The sequence below is a fragment of the Oerskovia rustica genome (assembly GCF_014836555.1).
Classification (GTDB): Bacteria; Actinomycetota; Actinomycetes; order Actinomycetales; family Cellulomonadaceae; genus Oerskovia; species Oerskovia rustica.
The window spans coordinates 52,724-56,100 of the sequence record NZ_JACSQQ010000013.1 but is presented as its reverse complement, the minus strand read 5'-3'; the positions used below and the strand labels follow the sequence as shown (position 1 = coordinate 56,100).

Annotated in this window: 2 protein-coding genes; both read left to right on the top strand. The window is 73.7% G+C overall.

All coding sequences use genetic code 11. The features are described 5' to 3' along the window. Nucleotides 1-191 precede the first annotated feature (191 nt). Nucleotides 192-2,204, top strand: coding sequence for a multicopper oxidase family protein (locus H9652_RS09430; protein ID WP_225227996.1), 2,013 nt, complete (start codon nucleotides 192-194; stop codon nucleotides 2,202-2,204). Further along, complete coding sequence (locus H9652_RS09425) at nucleotides 2,086-3,363, top strand: M20/M25/M40 family metallo-hydrolase (protein ID WP_318244076.1); 1,278 nt, start codon at nucleotides 2,086-2,088, stop codon at nucleotides 3,361-3,363. The genes H9652_RS09430 and H9652_RS09425 overlap by 119 nt, the downstream gene beginning before the upstream one ends. Nucleotides 3,364-3,377: the final 14 nt, after the last annotated feature.

Here is a 3,377-nt window from a genome sequence, read left to right as displayed (position 1 = left end):
AGGTGGACCCAGGTCCACCTCGGCGCTCGGCCGTCCGGGCCAGGGTCGGTTCAGGGCCAGGGTGGGGGACACCCCCGATGTGCCCGACGGCGGGCCCTGCCTAGCCTGTGGTGAGCCGCACCGGGGCGTCCGCACGACAGCGGCGCCCGTCGGCCTCCGCACCACCGTCACCTTGGGAGCCTCGCACCGACATGACCGCCACCCCCGACGACGACACCGTCGCCCCCGCGACCACCGCCGAGGCGGAGGGTCCCGTCGGGCCTGCGCCCCGCCGTCGGCGCCGCTGGGTCGTCGTCGTGGTGGTGCTCGTCGCCCTCGTCGCTGGCGGGATCGCCGGCGGCGTCGCCGTGGCCTTCTCGAACGGCGCGACCTCGACGGCCGGCGAGGTCGACTTCACACGGCCCCTCGCGATCCCGCCCCTCGCGGCCTCGACCGTCGAGGACGGGGTCCGGGTCTTCACGCTCGACATGCAGGAGGGCCAGACGGACCTGGGGCAGGGCGGCCTGACCCCGACGCTCGGCGTCAACGGCTCGTTCCTGGGCCCGACGCTGCGCGCCTCGCGCGGCGAGCAGGTACGCATCGACGTCACGAACTCGATGACCGAGACCAGCACGCTGCACTGGCACGGCATGAAGCTGCCCGCGGTCATGGACGGCGGCCCGCACCAGCAGGTCGCGCCGGGGCAGACGTGGTCCCCGACCTGGACGATCGACCAGCCTGCGGCGACGCTCTGGTACCACCCGCACCTGCACGGGCGCACGGCCGACCACGTGTACCGCGGCCTGGCCGGCCTGTTCCTGCTCGACGAGCCCCCGGGGTCCCCCGAGGCCGCGGTCCAGGACGCGCTGCCGCACGTGTACGGCGTCGACGACGTCCCGCTCGTCGTCCAGGACAAGAAGTTCCACGCCGACGGCCGCCTCGACGACGCCGACCCGTTCCTGTCGAGCACGGGCGTGCGGGGCTCGGTGGTCCTCGTGAACGGCACCGCGAACCCCTACCTCGACGTCACGACCGAACGGGTCCTGCTGCGGATCCTCAACGGCTCCAACGCGCGCGTCTACGCCTTCGGGTTCGACGACGGCCGCGACTTTCAGGTGGTCGGCTCGGACGGCGGTCTCCTGGACCAGCCGGTCACGACCGATCGCCTCCAGCTCTCGCCGGGCGACCGCGCCGAGGTCGTGGTCGAGGTCTCGCCGGGGGAGCGGACCGTGCTGCGCAGCTTCCCGCAGGAGCTCGGCGCGAACCCCTTCACGGCGCGGTTCTCCGGCGGCGACGACACGCTCGACGTCCTCGAGCTGCGGGCCGCGGACGGGCTGGCGCCGTCGGCCCCCGTGCCGGCCGAGCTCGGGGACCACCTCCCCGTCGCGGACGAGTCGGCCGCGACCACGACCCGCCGCTTCGAGCTCTCCGGCACCTCGATCAATGACCAGGACATGGACCTGCGCCGTATCGACGAGGTCGTCGACGCCGGGGCGACCGAGGTCTGGGAGGTCACGGGGCTCGACGACACCCCGCACAACTTCCACGTCCACGACGCGCAGTTCCAGGTGCTCGACGTCTCGGGAACACCACCGCCCCTCGAGCTCCGCGGCTGGCAGGACACCGTCTACGTCCGTCCTGGCAAGGTCACCCGGCTCCTGGTCACGTTCGGCACGACCCCCGACGCCGACAGCCCCTACATGTTCCACTGCCACCTGCTCCGCCACGAGGACCAGGGGATGATGGGGCAGTTCGTGGTCGTGGACCCGTCGGCAGCCGCGGGGACGGCGGGGCGCCCCGCCCCGGGGGACCTGCTGCCGGGGGTGAGCGACGACGTCGGGCACGGGGACGGGCACACCGACGCCGCGCCGCGCGGTGGGACGGGGCCGCGGGGGCCCCCCCCGGGGGGGCCGGGGCCACGCCGCGACCGGCGACCACGGCTGAGGTCCGACCACAGCCCGGTCGGACGGGTGCCCACGGGGCGAGACACCCCCCGAAAGCCCCGGAGCGTGCCGCGACAGCGGGTACCGTGTGGCCATGACGACCCATGCCCACCCCGCGAACCCGCCGCAGACCCACCCGACCGCCGAGCAGGAGGTCGCGCGCATCTGCCAGGACCTGCTGCGCATCGACACCTCGAACTTCGGGGACGGGTCGGGACCCGGCGAGCGAGCCGCGGCCGAGTACGTGATGGCCTCGCTCCACGAGGTCGGGCTGAGCCCTGAGCTGTTCGAGTCCGCGCCGGGGCGCGCGAGCGTCGTCGTGCGCCTGCCGGGGCAGGACCCCACACGCCCCGCGCTCGTCCTGCACGGTCACCTCGACGTCGTGCCCGCCCAGGCCGCCGACTGGTCGGTCGACCCGTTCGCGGGCGAGGAGAAGGACGGGCTCCTGTGGGGGCGCGGCGCGGTCGACATGAAGGACATGGACGCGATGATCCTCGCGGTCGTGCGCCAGATGGTCCGCGAGGGGCGCAAGCCCGCCCGTGACGTCGTCGTCGCGTTCTTCGCCGACGAGGAGGCCGGCGGCACCTACGGTGCGAGCTGGGCCGTCGACCACCGCCCCGAGATCTTCGAGGGCGCGACCGAGGCCATCAGCGAGGTGGGCGGCTTCTCGGTCGACATCGACGGCAAGCGTGCCTACCTGCTCCAGACCGCCGAGAAGGGCATCGCCTGGCTGAAGCTCGTCGCCGACGGTCGCGCCGGGCACGGCTCGCAGGTCAACACCGACAACGCCGTGACGCACCTCGCGGCCGCGGTCGCGCGCATCGGGGCCTACCAGTGGCCCTACACGATCACCCCGACCGTCGACGCGCTGCTTCGTGGCGTCGCCGAGCTCACGGACCTGCCCTACGACCCCCGCGACGAGGCGAGCATCGACGCGCTCGTCGCGGCCCTCGGGCCCGCCTCGCGGTTCGTCGGCGCGACCGTGCGCCACACGTCCAACCCGACCCAGCTCGGCGCGGGCTACAAGGCCAACGTCATCCCTGGCCGGGCCGAGGCCGCGATCGACGCGCGCCTGCTCCCGGGCCACGAGGACGAGGGGTTCGCGGTCATCGAGGGCCTCGTGGGCGAGCACGTGCGCATCGAGCCCATCCACCGTGACATCTCGCTCGAGGTGCCTTTCGAGGGCGACCTGGTCGACGCCATGATCGCGTCCCTGTACGCCGAGGACCCCGGCGCGACGGTCCTGCCGTACACGCTCTCGGGCGGGACCGACAACAAGTCGCTCGCGCGCCTGGGCATCACGGGCTACGGGTTCGCCCCGCTCCAGCTCCCCGCCGACCTGGACTTCTCCGGGATGTTCCACGGTGTCGACGAGCGTGTGCCCGTCGAGTCCCTGAAGTTCGGCGTGCGCGTCCTGGACCGGCTCCTGCGGACCTGCTGACCTGCGGGGGGGCG

Excerpts from the sequence above, each read along its gene's own strand:
- H9652_RS09430 (WP_225227996.1), top strand. The coding sequence starts at position 192 with ATGACCGCCACCCCCGACGACGACACCGTCGCCCCCGCGACCACCGCC.